This is a genomic window from Nocardiopsis alkaliphila YIM 80379 (genome assembly GCF_000341005.1).
GTDB lineage: Bacteria > Actinomycetota > Actinomycetes > Streptosporangiales > Streptosporangiaceae > Nocardiopsis > Nocardiopsis alkaliphila.
Map to the genome: position 1 here is coordinate 15,451 of NZ_ANBD01000070.1, position 15,357 is coordinate 30,807.

Genomic DNA, 15,357 nt, shown 5'->3' on the forward strand with positions numbered 1-15,357 from the left:
CCCCACCGCCCCCAACGGACGGCCTGGCGGCCGGCGCCTCCTTCTTTGGCGATCACACCCGTGACGCCTTCACCGGTTTCGCGGAACAGGGCCTGACCTCGCCCACCAGAGCAGGTCGGGTCAAGCGTGAACAAAGTCGCCAGACAAACCTTGAATGAGCGTCACCTAACTTTGGATTACCTTACCTAATTAATCTTCAGAAAGGCTTCCCTAACAAATTCTTCACCCCTTTCGGGTATTTCGCTAAATACTTTTGAATGCGTTATCATGATGCCATGACTTCCAACACGACCGGTGATAGCGGCCTTTCCAAGTTCCATCGACTCCTCGTCGACCAGGTGCGGCACGAGTTCACCGCCTCGCACCAATACGTGGCGATCGCCGCCTGGTTCGACGACCAGGACCTGCCTCAACTGGCCAGGGTCTTCTACGAGCAATCCCTCGAGGAGCGAGACCACGCGATGATGATCGTGCGGTATCTGCTCGACAACGACGTGGCGTTCGCCCTCCCCGGGATCGACGCGATCGAGACCGATTTCGCGGTCAGTCGTGATCTGGTCGCCTTGGCCCTGCGCCAAGAGCGCCAGGTGAGCGATCAGTTCCAGAACCTGGCCAAGGTGGCCCGCGACGAGGAGGACTACACCGGCGAGCAGTTCCTGCAGTGGTTCATCCAGGAACAAGTCGAAGAGGTCGCCAAGATGTCGACCCTTCTCAACGTCGTGGATCGGGCCAACGGCAACCTGTTCGACGTGGAGACCTTTGTCGCTCGCGACATGCCCAGCGAGGACGACGCCGGTCAGAACGCACCCGGCACCGCCGGCCCCTCGGTGTCCTGAACCACGGTGATCCAAAGGCGAACGCGCCCCGCCCGGGACCGGGCGGGGCGCCGCCGTGGGAGCGCGCGGCGGGCATACTGGGAACATGCCTGAGGCCCTGCCGATCTTCCCACTGAACACGGTGCTGTTCCCGGGGATGAGCATCCCTTTGCACATCTTCGAGCAGCGGTACACGAACCTGGTGTCGGAGTTGCTCGGACCGACCTTGACCGGAGGCGACTCCGGTGGCCGTGGCCGGGGCCCGGCCCGTTTCGGTGTCGTGTGGATCGAGCTGGGACACGAGGTGGCGAGCGAGTCCGGTCAGGGCGCCGCGGGGGCCGATACCGGGGTCCCGCACACCCGGAGCGAGAGCCGCGACCCTTCCCTGCCCCTGGTCAGCACCATCGGGTGTACCGCCGTCGTACGCGACGTGCGCACCTATGAGGACGGCCGCTACGACCTGGTGGTCGAGGGCGGCACCCGGTTCCGGATCACGGAGCTGTCGAAGGTCGACCCCTCCTCCCGCGACGGCTACTCGACCGCTTCGGTCTCGTTGCTGCCCGAGCCCTTGGGGCCGGACGCCAAGGAACACGCCGAGCGGGTGCGTGACCTGTACGGGGTCTACCTTGGACGGCTCTCCGAGATCGGCATGGCCCTGGAAACCTCCCATGACCTGCCTGGAGACCCGATCGGGTTGTCCCACGCGGCGGCCGCAGCGGTGGTGTTGGACCCCGTGGAGAAGCAACGACTGTTGGAGGCCAAGGACGCCGCGGTCCGGTTGGCCCTCCTCTCCCGCTTCCTGCGCCGCGAGAACCGGATCGTGGCCGCCCCCACCCTGCCCAACCTTCCCGCCGGCCCCTTCCTCGACAACGGTGTCTCCTTCAACTAGTTGAACACCACCGGTGCATTAGCCTGCCCGCAACCCATCGACCAGTACGTGGAAGGCCCAGGTGACCCATGAGTGGAAAAGCCACACCCGCGACCGTGGCCGCCGGACGGACCAAGACGACCTACACCCTGCATCCCTACGAGGTTCGAGGCGAAAGCGACGGTCACTCCTATGGCACCGACGCCGCCGACGCGCTCGGGATACCGCATCGGCAGGTGTTCAAGACCTTGGTGACCGAGGTGGACGGCGAGTTCACCGTCGGAGTGGTACCGGTCAGTGGATCGCTGGACCTCAAAGCGTTGGCGGCGGCGGTCGGAGGTAAACGGGCGACGATGGTCGCCCCGGGCCGGGCCGAAAAGATCACCGGATACGTGCGTGGCGGTATCAGCCCGTTGGGGCAGCGCAAGCGGCTGCGTACGGTGATCGACTCCTCGGTGAGGACGCTGACGTCGGTCTATGTGTCGGCGGGACGGCGCGGGCTGCAGATGGAACTGACCCCGACGGATCTGCTCAAGCTGACGGAGGCGATCACCGCCCCCATCGCGACCCCTTGAGGGTCCTGAGCCAGAGGGCGGAGTGAGCCGCGACACCTGCTCGTACCGGCTGGAACACAGGGGGTGGTGGACCTTCGCACATCGACGAACGGTCTATTGCCCACCCCCCTACTCGGGGGTAGTTTTGTGACATGGGCAACATCGCACCCCCCTACGCGTCCGTCCCCGACATGTTCGCCTCCCGCGTCACCGAATCCGGAGAACGGGAGGCGTTCGCTTTTCCCACCCCTTCTCCCGACGGTGGTCCCGACACCTGGCAGACCCTCACCTGGAACCAGACCCGCGACCGCGTGCGCGCCATGGCCCTTGGATTGCACTCGCTGGGAGTGACCGCTCAGGCCCGTTGCGCCATCTCGTCCAACACCCGTATCGAGTGGATACTCGCCGACCTGGCGATCCTGTGCGCGGGCGGCGCCTCCACCACCATCTACCCCACCTCCCCCGCGCCGGACTGCGCCTACATCGTCTCCGATTCCGGCAGCATGCTGGCTTTCGCCGAGAACGACGAACAGGTCGCCAAGCTGATCGAACAGCGCTCCGCCATGCCTGGCCTGTCCAAGGTCATCGCTTTCGAGGGTGAGGCCGGTGGCGACGACGACTGGGTCATGAGCCTGACCCAACTGGAGGAGATCGGCACCGCGCTACACGCCGAAAGACCGGAGCTGTTCGACGAATTGGTCGCCTCGGTCCGATCCGACCACCTGGCGACCCTGATCTACACCTCCGGCACCACCGGCCGACCCAAAGGCGTGCGCTTGGACCAGGCCAACTGGCTCTACGAGGCACAGGCGCTCGCGGTCATGGACGAGGAGGCGCGCGCCCACGGCCAGGAGATGATCACCCTGGAGGACCTGCAGTACCTGTGGCTCCCCCTGGCGCACGCCTTCGGCAAGGTCATGCTGGTCAGCCAGCTGAGGATCGGGTTCAAGACCGTCGTGGACGGGCGCGTGGACAAGATCGTGGACAACCTGGCCGTCGTGCGACCGACCTTCATGGCGGCGGCGCCCCGTATCTTCGAGAAGGTCTTCAACAAGGTCGTCATGCAAGCCAAGGAGGGCGGCGCGGCCAAGTACCGGGTCTTCAAGTGGGCCGTGGGCGTGGGCGACCAGGTGGCACGAGTACGGGAAGGGGGAAAAGAGCCCAGGGGCGTGCTCGCCGTCCGGCACAGGGTGGCCGACCGGTTGGTGTTCTCCAGGTTGCGGGAGCGATTCGGCGGCCGGCTGAAGTTCTTCGTGTCAGGCAGTGCCCCGCTCTCTCCCGAGATCGGCCGGTTCTTCTACGGGGCCGGGATCACCATCTTGGAGGGGTACGGGCTGACCGAGACCTCGGCCGGGGCCTTCCTCAACCGGCCCGGTGACGTGCGCTTCGGAACGGTGGGGCTACCTCTGCCCGGCACCGAGGTCAGGATCGCCGAGGACGGCGAGGTGCTGCTACGCGGCGCCAACCTCATGCGCGGCTACCACAACCTCTCAGGCTCCACCGAGGCCGTGCTCACCGAGGACGGCTGGTTCGCCACCGGTGACATCGGCACGTTGGAGAACGGTCGCCTACGCATCACCGACCGGAAGAAGGAGCTGATCAAGACCTCCGGCGGTAAGTACGTGGCGCCCCAGAGCATCGAGAGCCGCTTCAAGGCCCTGTGTCCGTACGTGAGCAACTTGATCGTGCACGGTGACCGGCGCCCCTACTGTGTGGCGCTGGTGGCCTTGGATCCCGAGGCGATCGACGTCTGGGCCCGGACCAACGGCCTCGAAGCACTCGACTACACCGGCCTGACCAAGGAACCCAAGGTCCGTCGGATGCTCCAAGAGTCCATCGACGAACTCAACGAAGGGCTGCCCCGGCACGAGACGATCAAGTACTTCACGATTTTGCCCAACGAGCTGACCGTGGAGGCAGGAGAGATCACGCCGAGTCTGAAGATGCGCCGTAGGGCGGTCGAGGAGAAGTACGCCGACCTGCTCGACGACATGTACGAGGAAACGGTCCAAGTCCTGTGATCGGCACTTTGTGAACGGACTCCGTGAGCGAGGTCAGGAACGAGGGTCCTTTGATCCTTCGGCCCGCTTTCGTTCGGGGAAGGCGGAGTTCGCCCGGGTGTCCGTGGTGGGAGGTGCGACCGCCTGGCCGTCCACGGCCGAAGCACCCGAGCCGGGGGCGTCCGAACCAGGAACCTCCGGAGCCGGATCGGGTCCGGGCACACCCGGCTGATCGGAACGCAACAGACTGATGCCGTCCAACAAACCGTACTGAAGAACGTGGACGAAGGGCCACACGACCACGAACGCGGTGGCCTGTAGCCGGAGCGCCGCGGTGACGGCCTCGCCGGGGGCCGCCGTCAGCACCGCCTCTCGCGCGGGAGCGTCCAGGGCCACACCGATCCGCCAGACCAATAGGGCGGCCACGGCCGCACCCAGGAAGCTCGCCAACAGCACGGGCAGACGAAGGTCCTGCATCCGCCGCTCGGCCAGAAAGAACTGCACCATGTAGCAGGAGTAACCGGTGACGACGCCGGCCACGGCGGTGATGAGGACGTAGTGGCCCTCCATCGCGAAGACGTCCTGGGAGGTTCCGGGGAAGACGTTCCCCTCGCCCAAGGCGGTCACCTCGGGGCGGGGAGCGATCCACCACCACAACGGTCCCAGGGCCACGCCGAGCAGGACCACCGCCCCGAGCGCACACGCCCCCACGAGCAAGGCACGCCCCGCTCCCGAAGCATCCGCGCGGTCCCGCTGCGTCTTCACCCCGTGTGCCCCCTTCGTGTCCACATCGGCCGAAAACCAGTGGCTACCGGTCACGACCCGAAGGACAATACCCGCATGGACGACAAGAGCGGCCCCCAGACCCCACCCAAGCGTGTCATTCCCCCCATGGCGGCGGACGAACGGACGATGCTGCCGGCCTGGTTGGACCGGCACCGCGCCACCGTGCACCACAAGTGCGCCGAACTGGACCCGGCCCTGTCCTCGGCCGCACCGATCGCGACCTCGCCCATGACCACCATCGGTGGCGTCGTGTCCCACCTTCGCTGGGTGGAGGCGTTCTGGTTCGAGGTGGTGATGCTCGGCCAACCGGATGTGGCGCCCTATTCGCGGGAGGACCCCGACGGGGAGTTCCGGGTTGGAGCCGAGCGGCCCTTGGACGAACTCCTGGCCGAGTACGAGCGGCAGTGCGAGCGTTCCCGGCGGATCACCTCCGGCCTGGAGTTGGGCAACTCCGCCCGACGTACCCTGCACGACGGTCGCGATCGACCCACCCTGCGTTGGGTGCTCACCCACATGATCGAGGAGACCGCCCGACACAACGGGCACCTGGACCTGCTTCGGGAGCTCGCCGACGGAACCACCGGCCAGTGAGCGGGCCGGAGTCGGAGGGACTCGTGAGCGCCCTGGCCACGACTTCGGGGCCCGGGCGATCGGTGATACCGCCCGGGCCCCGTGGTGGTCGCAGCGACGACCACCGACTGGGTCAATAGTCGACCGAGTAGGCCCCCAGCAGGCTCTTCACCTCACCGTTGAACTCCGGAGAGATCCGCACCGAGTACCGCTCCAGCGCGTAGATCCGCGAACGCACCGGGTTGTCCACCCGAATCCGCACGGGGGTGTCGCCCTTGTGGGTGCTGAGCACCTGGCGCAGGTCACCGATGAGCTCTGGGGAAAGCCTCTTCTCGTCCACGCTGAGCAGGACCGGCGGCTCCCCTTCGGTGATGTGCGAGATGTCCAGGATCGACATCTCCGAGGCGAACATCGACCACGTGCCGTCCCTGTCGTTGAGCCGACCCTTGACCGTGACCGCTGTGTCCTCCAGCAAGGCCTCCACGTACAGCGGGTACGTCTTGGGGAAGAACAACACCTCCATGCTGGAGTCCAAGTCCTCCACCGTGGCGATCGCCCACTGGTTACCGGCCTTGTTGGTGCGCTTGTCCACCTTGGAGATGAGTCCGGAGATGCGCACCTCACCGCGTTCACGGGCCAGGTCTCCGGCGACGATCTGGGCGATGGAGGTGTCCCGGGAACGGGCCAGGACCCGTTCGGCCCCGGCCAACGGGTGGCTGGACACGTACAGGCCCAACATCTCCCGCTCGAAGGCGAGCTTGGTCTTGCGGTCCCACTCCTCATCGCCCCACTGGATGTTCAGTCCGATGGGCGCGGAGTCGGGCTCGTCCCCGCCACCGAACAGATCGAACTGGCCGTTCGCTTCCTGTTTCTTGGAGCTGATCATGCCGTCCACCGCCGTCTCGTGGTGCCGGTACAGCTCACGCCGGGGCTGCCCCAAGGAGTCGAACCCGCCGGCCTTGATGAGGGATTCGATGACCCTCTTGTTGCACGCGGCCAGCTCGATCTTGGACAGGAAGTCGGTGAAGGAGGTGTACTTGCCCTTCTCGGTGCGGGTCTTGACGATCGAGTTGACGACGTTGGCGCCCACGTTGCGGACCCCGCCCATGCCGAAGCGGATGTCGGAACCCACCGGGGTGAACCGCAGACCCGACTCGTTGACGTCGGGGGGCAGCACCTTGATGCCCTGGGTACGACACTCGGCCAGATATACCGCCATCTTGTCCTTGTCGTCACTGACCGAGGTCAGCAGCGCCGACATGTAGGCGGCCGGGTAGTTGGCCTTGAGGTAGGCGGTCCAGTAGGAGACCAGGCCGTACCCGGCGGCGTGCGACTTGTTGAAGGCGTAGCCCGCGAAGGGGAGCATGACGTCCCACAGGGCCTGCATGGCCTCCTTGGAGAATCCCTTCTCCGTCATGCCGGTGGAGAACTTCTCGTACTCCTTCTCCAGGGCCTCCTTCTTCTTCTTGCCCATCGCCCGGCGCATCAGGTCCGCGCCGCCCAGGCTGTACCCGGCCAGCTGTTGGGCGATGGCCATGATCTGCTCCTGGTAGACGAGCAGGTGGAAGGTCTCACCCAGGATCGGTTCCAGGGCGTCCTTGAGTTCGGGGTGAATGGGAGAAACGTCCTGACGCCCGTTCGATCGGTCGGCGTAGTCGTTGTGGGCGTTGGCCGCCATCGGGCCGGGTCGGTACAGGGAGAGGACGGCCGCGATGTCACCGAACTTCTTGGGCTGCATGCGTTTGAGCAGGTTGCGCATGGCGCCGCCATCCAGCTGGAACACGCCCAGGGTGTCGCCCCGAGAGAGCAGCTGGTAGGTCTTCTCGTCGTCCAGGGGCAGCTGCGCGAGGTCGATGTCGACCCCCTCGGCCTCCTTGATGGACTTGACCGCGTCGTCCATGATCGTCAGGTTGCGCAGACCCAGGAAGTCCATCTTGAGCAGACCCATGTCCTCACACTGAGGGTAGGGAAAGCCCGTGATGATGGCGCCGTCGGTGTCGCGCTTGTGCAGCGGGATGACGTCGAGCAGCGGCTCCTTGGACAGGATGACGCCTGCGGCGTGTACGCCCGTACCGCGAGTCAGGCCCTCGATGCCCCGCGCGGTCTCCATGACCTTGTTGACCTGGGGGTCGTTCTCGATCAGGTTGCGCAGCTCGGTGGTCTCCGGGTAGCGCTCGTGCTCGGTGTTGTACACCGCGTCCAACGGAATCTCGTTGCCGCCCACCGGGGCCGGGAACGCCTTGGTGATGGCGTCGCCGGTGGAGTAGGGCATGCCCAGGATGCGAGTGGAGTCCTTGATGGCCGCCTTGGCCTTGATGGTGCCGAAGGTGAGGATCTGCGCGACGCGCTCCTCGCCGTACAGACGGGTGACGTACTCGATCATCTCGCCGCGCCGACGCTCATCGAAGTCCAGGTCGACGTCGGGCATGGTCACACGTTCGGGATTGAGGAACCGCTCGAACAGCAGGCCGTGCTCCAACGGGTCCAGGTCGGTGATGCCCAGCAGGTAGGCGATCATCGAGCCGGCGGCCGAACCACGACCCGGACCCAGTGCGATCCCGTTCTTACGGGCGTACAGACAGATGTCGGAGACCACCAGGAAGTAGGCCGGGAAGCCCATCTCGTTGATGATGCCGAGCTCGAAGTCGATCCTTTGACGGATGGCGTCGTTGATCCCGTCCGGGTAGCGGGTCGGGATGAGCCGCTCGACCTCCTTGGCCAGCCAAGAAGATTGCGTTTCCCCCTCCGGAACCGGGTAGACCGGCATCAGGTCGCGGTGAGCGAAGACGTTGTCGTAGGCGCCGGGGTGGACACGTTCGGCGATGAGCAGGGTGTTCTTGCAGCCCTGTGCCCACTCGTCGAAGTCGAGTAGGCCGCGCATCTCGTCGGCGGACTTGAGGTAGTAGCCCGAACCGTTGAACCGGAAGCGGGTGGGATCGTCCAGGTTCTTTCCCACGCCCACGGCCAGGAGGGCGTCGTGCGCCGAGGCCTGGGACTCGTAGACGTAGTGGGAGTCGTTGGTGACCAGCGGGGGGATGTCCAGTTCGCGGCCGACCTTGAGCAGGCCGTCGCGAACCTCCTTCTCGATCGGTACGCCGTGGTCCATCAGCTCCAAGAAGACGTTCTCCCTGCCGAAGATGTCCTGGAGTTTGGCGGCGTAGTCGATGGCCTCCTTCTCCTGTCCCAATCGCAGGCGCGTCTGCACGCCGCCGGAAGGACAACCGGTGGAGACGATGACGCCCTCGCTGTGTTCGGCCATCAGGTCCAGGTCCATGCGGGGCTTCATGTAGTAGCCCTCCATGGACGCCAGCGATGACATCTTGAAGAGGTTGCGCAGGCCCGTCTCGTTCTCGGCGAGCATGGTCATGTGAAGGTAGCGCCCACCCCCGGAGATGTCCTTGCCGCCCTCGGCCGAGGCGTCGTCGGAGGTGTTGGAGCGGCCCCAGAAGACCCGTTTCTTGTGGAAGCGCGACTCGGGGGCGACGTAGGCCTCGATGCCGATGATGGGCGTCACGCCCGTGCCCTTGGACTGCTGGTAGAACTCGTAGGCACCGAACATGTTGCCGTGGTCGGTCATGGCCACGGCGGGCATCTCCAGTCGCGCCGCCTCCTTGAACAAGGGCTTCAACTTCGCCGCCCCGTCGAGCATCGAGTACTCGGTGTGGACGTGCAGATGTGCGAAGGAGTCGGCCATGACGCGTGTGCCCCCGAATGAGTGGACGGACAGGTGATGTTTCCCGAGCCTACGACTTCCCCACGACGTTCGGGCCCGCCTGTGGACGACTCCGGTGGACGAGGCCGGGCTCGCGTCGATAGGGACTCGGCCTCGATGACGTTCCGGTATCGCTTCGGCGCCCGACCCCTGAAGCGACCCGGTCCGTCGTCGAGCGGCTCGGGAACCGGTCGGGTGGTCCCACCCCACCCGACGTTCACCACGGGCTGCCCCTCCGCCGCTCGGTGCGCCTCGCGCCCCCTGAGAGGATGAGTTCCATGCCCCGAAGAACCCGCCGAGTGGCCTCCACCGCCACCCTCGTACTGGCCGCCTCCGCGTTGATGGCCGCACCCGCGTCCGGTACCGACTCGCCCTCGGTCCCCGAGCCTCCGGGGGCGCACGAAGTGCGTTTCGCGACTTTCAACACCGCCCTGGAACGCCCTGGGCAAGGGCTGCTGGCAAAGGAACTGGCCACGCCCGACAGCGAACAGGCTCGCAACGTCGCCGAGATCATCCAGCGTGTGCGCCCCGACGTGCTGTTGCTCAACGAGTTCGACCACGATGATGAGGGCCTGGGACTTCGCCGCTTCCAGGACCACTACCTGTCCGTGGGGCAGAGCGGGGCCGATCCGATCGACTACCCCTACGTGTACTCCGCCCCGGTCAACACCGGTGTGGCCTCGGGCGTGGACCTGAACGGTGACGGCGAGGCGGTGACCGAACCGGGCAGCCCCGAGTACGCCGAGGACGCCTTCGGGTACGCGACCTTCCCCGGCCGGTACGGGATGGCCGCGCTGTCCAGGTACCCCATCCTCACCGATCAGGTGCGCACCTTTCAGACCTTCCGCTGGGCCGACATGCCGAACGCGATGTTGCCCACGGACCCCGAGACGGGTGAGCCGTTCTACTCACAAGAGGCCCTGGAGGTGCTACGCCTGTCCTCCAAGAGCCATTGGGACGTGCCCATCGACACCGGTCGGGGCCGCCCGGTGCACCTGTTGGCCTCCCATCCCACACCACCGACCTTCGATGGCCCGGAAAAGCGCAACGTGGCGCGCAATCACGACGAGATCCGCTTCTGGGCGGACTACGTCACGCCACGCGGGGGCGACTACGTCTACGACGACGCGGGGGTGAGGGGCGGTCTGGCCCCGGGAGCGCGCTTCGTGATCGCCGGTGACCTGAACGCCGATCCCAACGATGGGGACGGGCACCCCGAGGCGATGACGCAACTGCTGGAGCATCGGCACATCGTGGACGTGCGTCCCTCCAGCCAGGGCGGGCGTGGCGCGGCCGCCCGTCAAGGCGGCGCCAACGAGGAGCACGTGGGTGCTCCGGAGCTGGACAGTGCGGACTTCGTCGATGAGCCGGGGCCGGGCAATCTGCGAGTGGACTACGTGCTGCCGTCGCGTTCGTTGCCGACGCGGGGTTCGGGCGTGTTCTGGCCGACCGTGGACGACCCGCTGTTCCGGTTGACCGGCGACTACCCGTTTCCGAGTTCGGATCACCGCATGGTCTGGGTGGATGTGCTCCGTTGACGGATCGCCCACGATCTCGCTCCCGTCATCACCCTTGGTGCCGAGGACGACGGCGGGAACGAGGTGGTCTCGACGAAGGCGGGTCGGTGACCGTCAGGGGGCCTCGACGCGGATCATGAGCGCGCTGCCCTCGGCGGTGACCTGTCCGTGGGCCTTGATCTGTCCGGCGACGTACACCTTGCGGCCCTCGACCCGTTCCACCCAGGAGGTGATCTCCAGGGGGGTGAACAGCGGGGTGGGCCTGCGGTAGTCGACCTCCAGATGGGCGGTCAGCCCGGGACTGGTCTCGATGGCCGAGACGCTGCCGACGGCCTGGTCGAGCATGGCGGCGATCCAGCCACCGTGAACCAGGCCGGGAGGTCCCTGGTAGATGGTGTTGAGGGTGATCTCCGCGCGCAGGCCCTCCTCGGTGCGCATGAGGGCGAGCCGAGGCGCGGCGGGGTTGGTGTCCCCGGCGACGATGTTGGTGATGGTGCCGACCTCGGTGGTGCCGTCACCGATCTCGCGGGTGACCATGGTGCCGATCTGGCGGCGCGCGACGTTGAGACGGTCGGTGAGGGTCTGGACGGTGGCGGCGGTATCGGCCAACGTGTCGGTGTCGACCTCGGTGTTGGCGACGGCGTCGATGAGGTCGTGGACGCGAGAGACCAGGGCGCGCAGCTCGGTGGGGATGGCGGCGCCTTCGACCAAGGGGAGACCGTAGGCCCGGGGGTCGGCGGTGGTCTGCTGCGTGTTGACCGTCATGTCTTCCTCGTCGGATCGGTGTTCGTTCTCGGCGGTCCAGGGGGCGGTGGTCCGGCTCGAAAGGCCAAAACCGAATCCTACTCGGGAGTATTCCAACCAAACGGGACACCACGGTGCGCTCCCTGTCACACGCGATGGAGACCGGGAGCACTACCGGTCGGGTCGGTCAGGTCAGCTCGTGTTCCATGTGTCGATGCGGAATGCCCGCGTCGAGGAATTCCTCACCGTGGGCGAGGTAGCCGAGCCGCTCGTAGAACCCGAGCGCGTGGGTCTGAGCGTGCAGCTCCACCTTCTTCAGGCCCAACTCCCGGGCCGTCTCCTCCGCGGCGCGCACGAGGGCGGCACCGGTCCCCTTGCCGCGCCCCTCGGGCAGGACCGCCATACGCCCCAACAGGCCGACCCCCTCGCCTTGGTCGACCAGGCGGACGGTGCCCACGGGCACCCCCTCGTCCACGGCCAGCAGGAACTCGGCCGTGGTATCACGCTCGTCCCATTCCTCGGCGATGGGTACTCGTTGTTCGGCGACGAACACCGCGCCGCGGATGACGAAGACGGCCGCGCGGTCACGTTCGTCGCGGACACGGCGGATCTGTGGCTTGTGCATGTGGGCAGACTAACGAACCCACCATGGCCGATCTCAGGAACGACGTCCTAACCTGGCGGTATGGGAATACCGAATGAGGTTCGCCCCAGCATCGAGCCCACTCGCGCACACGAATCGGTCGCGGATGGTCCGAACCCGTTCCCTATGCGGGACCTCTACGGACGGCACCCGCACTCCTGCTGAGGCCACCTTGCTTCATTCGATGATCCGACCAAGGGCACAAGTACGCCCAAACGGGCGACCGCCCCCTCCTCACGTGGACGAATGTGAAGATCCTGTCTCTGCTACGATCCCCGGCCGTCCGCGACGGCCTGGGCATCGGTGTCGCCGTGGGCGTCGCCGGTCTGGCCTTCGGTACGGCGGCGGTGGCCGCGGGTCTCTCCCCCGCACAGGCCGTCTTCCTGAGCGCGTTCATGTTCACCGGCGCCTCCCAGTTCGCCCTGATCGGAGTGATCGCCGGTGGCGGCAGCCTCGTCGCCGGTGCGCTGGGCGCCCTGCTCCTGGGCGCGCGCAACACCCTGTACGGGCTGCGTTTGACGGATGTACTCCAGTGGCGGGGTATGCGACGTGTGGCAGCCGCGCACGGGGTGATCGACGAGACCACCGCGGTGACCCTGGCCCAGCCTGATCGTGTTTCCGCTCGCACCGCCTTCGTGACCACCTACGTGGTGCTGGGATCCTTCTGGGCGGCCACCACCCTGATGGGTGCCCTGGCGACGGAGCGGGTGAACGACATCAGTGCGTTCGGGCTGGACGCGGTGGGGCCGGCGATCTTCCTGGGGCTGCTGTGGCCCCGACTCCGTGACGAGGGTGGCCGTACCCGGCTGATCGCCCTGCTGGGCGCGGGTGTGGCCCTGGCCACCACACCGTTCCTGCCACCGGGGGTGCCGGTGTTGTTGGCCGCCTCCGCCGCGTTGATCGCGCTGCTGGGGCCGGACCCGAAGACCATCGCTTCCGACGCGAACGAGAAGGATCCGTCCATGGACCGGAACGAGGAGGTGGGGTCGTGACCCTGTGGCCCGTCCTGATCGCCACCGCGGTCGGCTGCTATCTGCTCAAGTACGCGGGTATGGCCGCCCCCCGACGTCTGTTGGACAACCCCTGGCTGCGACGGTTCGCCATCGCCGTGCCCGTGGCCCTGTTGGCCGCGTTGATCGCCGTGGAGGCGCTGCGCGGCCAGGGTCAGGCCCTGGCCTGGGACACCGCGCGGATGGCCGGGGTGGGTGCGGCGGTGCTCGCCCTGATATTGCGGGCCCCCTTCCTCGTCGTGGTCGTCGCCGCGGCCGTGGTCACCGCCGGATCGCGTGCTTTGGGGTTCTGAGCGCCGTTGCTTGACGGCCTGGGACGAGTTGTCCACAGGCCGTCCGGTCCACTCTTGACCGGCTTCGGGACGCCTGTCAGAGTCGGCCGCACGCGACCGGGGACACCACCCGTTCCCGACGCGCTTCGAGTGGACCTTGCGACGATGGAAGGACCCGCCTCCATGGCCCCTGCCCTACGACGGCCGCCCTCCCCCACCGACACCGCCGCGCACACGGCCGTGGAGGTCTTGGCCAAAGCCGGGATCAGACGCTGCTACACCGTCCCCGGTGAGAGCTTCCTGGAACTGGCCGACGCCATCGACCAACACCCCGCCATGGCCTTGATCTCCACTCGGCACGAAGGTGGCGCCGCCTTCATGGCCGAGGCCGACGCCAAGCTCACCGGGGTCCCGGCCGTCGCAGCCGCCACCCGTGGCCCGGGCGCGGCCAACCTGGCGGTGGGGGTGCACACCGCCATGCAGGACTCCACTCCGATGATCGTCTTCCTCGGCCAGGCCGAGACCGAACGACTGGGCCGTGAGGCCTTTCAGGAGGTGGACCTGACCGCCTTCTACGCACCGATCACCAAATGGTCCACCACCGTGCACCGGGCCGACCGGTTGGCCGAGGTCACGGCCCGCGCGATTCGGATCGCCACCACCGGACGTCCCGGACCGGTGGCGATCGCGGTCCCGGGAGACCTGTTCGGACAGCGCGTCGGAGATCGGCCGATACCGGAACCCTTCGTGGCGCCTCGGCCACCGTTGGCGGACGCGGACCGGGATCGTCTGGCCCACTGGCTGACCCGTGCGGTGCGACCGGTGATCATCGCCGGTGGCGGAGCGCGCTTCGCCCGCGAGGATCTGGTGCGGGTGGCCGAACGCTACAGCGCCGGGGTGTACGCCGCCTGGCGTCGCCAGGACGTGTTCCCCAACGACCACCCCCTGTACCTGGGACACCTGGGGCTAGGGGCGCCCAGTGCGGTCCTGGGCGCGTTGGCCGACGCCGACGCGGTCCTGGTGGTGGGGTGTCGGATGAGCGAGACGACCACCCAGGGGTATCGGCTGCCCGAATCCGACGGCCGGACCCTGGTGGCGCAGATCGACATCGACCCGGAGCAGGTGGGCGCCACCCACCAGGTGTGGCTGGGTGCGGTGGCCGACGCGGGCAAGGCCCTGGCCTCCTTGGCGGCGGCACCGGGCCAGGCGCCCTACCGGGACTGGAGCGCGGCCCGCAGACTGTGGATGGAGAGCACCACCCTGCCCGGTGGAACCGAACCGCACCAGGGGCCGCGGATGCACCCGTGGTCGGTGGTGGCCGGAATGCGCCGGGCACTACCCGAGGACGCCCTGCTGACCAACGACGCGGGAAACTTCGCCTCCTTCCTGCACCGAGGGTGGTGGTTTCGGCACCCGCGCACCCAACTCGCCCCGACCAGCGGAGCCATGGGGTACGCCGTCCCGGCGGCGGTGGCGGCGAAGATCGCCGAGCCCGGCCGCACGGTGGTGGCGGTGGCCGGAGACGGTGGGGCGTTGATGACCGGTCAGGAACTGGAGACGGCGGTGCGGGTAGGCGCGGCCGTGACCGTGGTGGTGTTCCAGAACGGCCTGTACGGCACGATCGCGATGCACCAGGCCCGGGAGCTCGGCCGGATCGCGGGCACACGGATCAGCGGTCCCTTGGACCTGGCGGGGTACGCTCGCGCCTTGGGCGCTCGAGGGTCGACGGTGCACACCCGTGAGGAGCTGGAGAAGGCACTGGCCGAGGCGGTGGCCGCCGACCTACCGACCCTGGTGGACGTGCGCACCGACCCGGAGGTGATCAGTCCGACCGCCACCATGTCGGACCTGCTGGGATCTGGGTGA

General features: G+C 67.2%; 13 protein-coding genes. 9 read left to right on the forward strand and 4 right to left on the reverse strand.

All coding sequences use genetic code 11. The features are described 5' to 3' along the window. The first annotated feature begins 275 nt into the window (after nt 1-275). The 4 genes from D472_RS0110785 to D472_RS0110800 all read left to right on the forward strand — a co-directional run bounded on the left by D472_RS0110785 (nt 276) and on the right by D472_RS0110800 (nt 4,258). Nucleotides 276-836, forward strand: a complete 561-nt coding sequence (locus D472_RS0110785; RefSeq protein ID WP_017604496.1) for a ferritin — start codon at nt 276-278, stop codon at nt 834-836. An 85-nt stretch (nt 837-921) separates the two neighbouring features. Next, nucleotides 922-1,704: an LON peptidase substrate-binding domain-containing protein gene (locus tag D472_RS0110790; RefSeq protein ID WP_017604497.1), complete on the forward strand. Its 783-nt coding sequence runs from the start codon at nt 922-924 to the stop codon at nt 1,702-1,704. Nucleotides 1,705-1,772: 68 nt separating this feature from the next. Then, nucleotides 1,773-2,258, forward strand: a complete 486-nt coding sequence (ybaK, locus tag D472_RS0110795) for a Cys-tRNA(Pro) deacylase (RefSeq protein WP_017604498.1) — start codon at nt 1,773-1,775, stop codon at nt 2,256-2,258. Between the two features lie 131 nt (nt 2,259-2,389). After that, a complete protein-coding gene (locus tag D472_RS0110800) occupies nt 2,390-4,258 on the forward strand; it encodes an AMP-dependent synthetase/ligase (protein WP_017604499.1) in 1,869 nt (622 codons plus the stop codon). Between the two features lie 33 nt (nt 4,259-4,291). Here the strand turns inward: D472_RS0110800 and D472_RS0110805 are convergent, their stop codons facing one another. Beyond that, nucleotides 4,292-5,002 (reverse strand): hypothetical protein, encoded by a 711-nt coding sequence (locus D472_RS0110805; RefSeq protein ID WP_017604500.1) that lies wholly within the window; start codon nt 5,000-5,002, stop codon nt 4,292-4,294. 75 nt (nt 5,003-5,077) lie between these two features. On the opposite strand from D472_RS0110805, the gene D472_RS0110810 reads away from it, so the two are divergent. Then, entirely contained in the window at nt 5,078-5,614 is a 537-nt protein-coding gene (locus D472_RS0110810) for a DinB family protein (RefSeq protein ID WP_017604501.1), read from the forward strand. Nucleotides 5,615-5,726: 112 nt separating this feature from the next. Here the strand turns inward: D472_RS0110810 and dnaE are convergent, their stop codons facing one another. Further along, on the reverse strand, nt 5,727-9,287 hold the full coding sequence (dnaE, locus tag D472_RS0110815; protein ID WP_017604502.1) for a DNA polymerase III subunit alpha: 3,561 nt from the start codon (nt 9,285-9,287) through the stop codon (nt 5,727-5,729). Between the two features lie 296 nt (nt 9,288-9,583). Here dnaE and D472_RS0110820 point away from each other — a divergent pair, with 296 nt between their 5' ends. Continuing rightward, nucleotides 9,584-10,843, forward strand: a complete 1,260-nt coding sequence (locus D472_RS0110820) for an endonuclease/exonuclease/phosphatase family protein (RefSeq protein ID WP_083903435.1) — start codon at nt 9,584-9,586, stop codon at nt 10,841-10,843. 93 nt (nt 10,844-10,936) lie between these two features. Here D472_RS0110820 and D472_RS0110825 read toward each other — a convergent pair whose 3' ends face one another. Both D472_RS0110825 and D472_RS0110830 read right to left on the reverse strand, forming a co-directional pair. Then, nucleotides 10,937-11,587 carry a PaaI family thioesterase gene (locus tag D472_RS0110825; protein ID WP_017604504.1) on the reverse strand — a complete coding sequence of 217 codons (651 nt, stop codon included), beginning with the start codon at nt 11,585-11,587 and terminating at the stop codon, nt 10,937-10,939. 166 nt (nt 11,588-11,753) lie between these two features. Further along, a complete protein-coding gene (locus tag D472_RS0110830; RefSeq protein ID WP_017604505.1) occupies nt 11,754-12,191 on the reverse strand; it encodes a GNAT family N-acetyltransferase in 438 nt (145 codons plus the stop codon). A 266-nt stretch (nt 12,192-12,457) separates the two neighbouring features. Here D472_RS0110830 and D472_RS0110835 point away from each other — a divergent pair, with 266 nt between their 5' ends. From D472_RS0110835 to D472_RS0110845, 3 genes are all read left to right on the forward strand, one after another. Further along, nucleotides 12,458-13,201 carry an AzlC family ABC transporter permease gene (locus D472_RS0110835; RefSeq protein WP_017604506.1) on the forward strand — a complete coding sequence of 248 codons (744 nt, stop codon included), beginning with the start codon at nt 12,458-12,460 and terminating at the stop codon, nt 13,199-13,201. Further along, nucleotides 13,198-13,512, forward strand: a complete 315-nt coding sequence (locus D472_RS0110840) for an AzlD domain-containing protein (protein WP_017604507.1) — start codon at nt 13,198-13,200, stop codon at nt 13,510-13,512. Before D472_RS0110835 ends, D472_RS0110840 begins: the two co-directional genes overlap by 4 nt. A gap of 162 nt (nt 13,513-13,674) precedes the next feature. After that, entirely contained in the window at nt 13,675-15,357 is a 1,683-nt protein-coding gene (locus tag D472_RS0110845) for a thiamine pyrophosphate-dependent enzyme (protein ID WP_017604508.1), read from the forward strand.